Annotated in this window: 2 protein-coding genes; one reads left to right on the forward strand and one right to left on the reverse strand. The window is 34.7% G+C overall.

All coding sequences use genetic code 11. From position 1 onward, the window contains the following. Nucleotides 1-227: 227 nt before the first annotated feature. A complete protein-coding gene (locus ACJ2A9_RS23425; RefSeq protein ID WP_441424109.1) occupies nucleotides 228-365 on the forward strand; it encodes a hypothetical protein in 138 nt (45 codons plus the stop codon). A gap of 147 nt (nucleotides 366-512) precedes the next feature. Here the strand turns inward: ACJ2A9_RS23425 and ACJ2A9_RS23430 are convergent, their stop codons facing one another. Continuing rightward, on the reverse strand, nucleotides 513-1,655 hold the full coding sequence (locus tag ACJ2A9_RS23430) for a trans-sulfuration enzyme family protein (RefSeq protein WP_441424110.1): 1,143 nt from the start codon (nucleotides 1,653-1,655) through the stop codon (nucleotides 513-515). Nucleotides 1,656-1,775 lie beyond the last annotated feature (120 nt).

Genomic DNA, 1,775 nt, shown 5'->3' on the forward strand with positions numbered 1-1,775 from the left:
AACTTGCTACCTGTCTATTCTCCTTCACTAGGAGCAGGTAATCATCTTGAAGACATATATAAATATAACATAGTGAATACACGTTAGCAAGTTTTTTAACAAAAAAACTTTAAAATAACGGAAACTAGACATCTGCTCATTGTTACCTATTTATTATTGTGAGAAAATAAGTACACAAAACAAATTTTCTGAATATTCTGTATTAAAATCAATAGGAAGGTGACATTATGCGTAAAGGGTTAAAAGTGTTTAGGACCGTTTTGCTAGCCAACTTTGGCATACTAATGACTATGACATTCCTTCCAGTACTCATGATTACTGATAATATTCCGCCATATCAAAGTTTCCAAAGTTTGCTGAAATAGATTTGTTATAGATAGAAATTTGGATGTCTCAAGAGCAAAGTAACAGTCACCTCGACATAAAATATAGAAGTTTTTGATGTAAACTCTATATTTTGTAAACGTTCGAGGAGAGCGGTCACTTGTGAGACATCCTCTTCCTTTTAACAGCTAGATTGTTGAGCCTTCTATTGCCTTTTCAAATGCCATAGTGATATCATTTGCGTCTTCTATCCCTAATGATATTCGAACTAACCCTTTTGTGATTCCGAGCTTTTTACGTGTTTCATCTGGCACTGAACGATGTGATGTTCCTAGTGGATAAGTTACGGTAGTTTCCACACCAGCTAAAGTAGGTACAATCTTTATCCACGATAATGACTTAAAAAACTGATGTAGATCAATCTTATCACCGAGATCAATACTCACAATCGCACCATTACCTTTTTCTGAAACGGCTTCAGGGTAATACACATTTATTGAAGGATTTTTGCGTAGTGTATTTGCGAGTGCTTGTGCATTCCGAACTTGCCTTTCCATTCGAACACTTAACGTCTTTAATCCTCTACATGCTAACCAACTTTCAAATGGTGATAAATTACTCCCTAAATTAATGACTTTTGCCTTTGCTTTTGTGACCAGTGATTCATTACCGACGAGAACTCCAGCCGTAACATCACTATGACCACCAATATACTTTGTAGCACTATGTACAACTAAATCGACACCCAATTTGTATGGTTGCAGTAAATATGGTGTAGCAAATGTATTATCGATCATTGTTACTAAATTATTTGCTTTAGCCAACCGAACTATTTCTGAAATGTTCTCTACACGTAATAGCGGATTGGTAACAGATTCTGAATAGATCAATTTTGTGTTTGGTTTTAAAGCACTCTTTATAAATGTATGATCTTCAAATGAAACAAAACTTACTTCAATCCCAAAAGTTCGTAGCTCATTTGCAAGGAGTTGGTAAGTTCCTCCGTATAAATCTTCTGAAGCTATAATGTGATCGCCATTTTCAACAACAGCTAATATTCCGGCCAAAATTGCAGACATGCCTGAAGAAGTCGCTACACCTTTAGGAGCCCCTTCTAATTTTGCAACTCCTTCACCTAAATCTTCACTGTTAGGATTACTATAACGAGTATATAAAAATTCCTTCTTTCCCCTAAAAAAGTCTTCCATGTCATCTAAATCATTGAACGAAAATGCTGATGTTTGATAAATCGGCTTACTTTTACTAACATTTCTATCATCCATTTTTTTTTGGAAATGCACTGTTTGCGTATCAAAATGAAAGTTGTCCATAATATCCCCCTACATCGTTACTTTATTTTACTCGTATAATAACAGTTTTCAGCTCATTAATACAGTATCATAAAGATACTAAAATAAAAAAAGCACACTCCGATTGGAATGTACTTTATC

Origin of the sequence: Anaerobacillus sp. MEB173 (genome assembly GCF_052119505.1) — a bacterium.
Lineage (GTDB): Bacteria > Bacillota > Bacilli > Bacillales > JBJMAU01 > JBJMAU01.

Excerpts from the sequence above, each read along its gene's own strand:
- ACJ2A9_RS23425 (WP_441424109.1), top strand. The coding sequence starts at position 228 with ATGCGTAAAGGGTTAAAAGTGTTTAGGACCGTTTTGCTAGCCAACTTT.
- ACJ2A9_RS23430 (WP_441424110.1), bottom strand. The coding sequence starts at position 1,655 with ATGGACAACTTTCATTTTGATACGCAAACAGTGCATTTCCAAAAAAAA.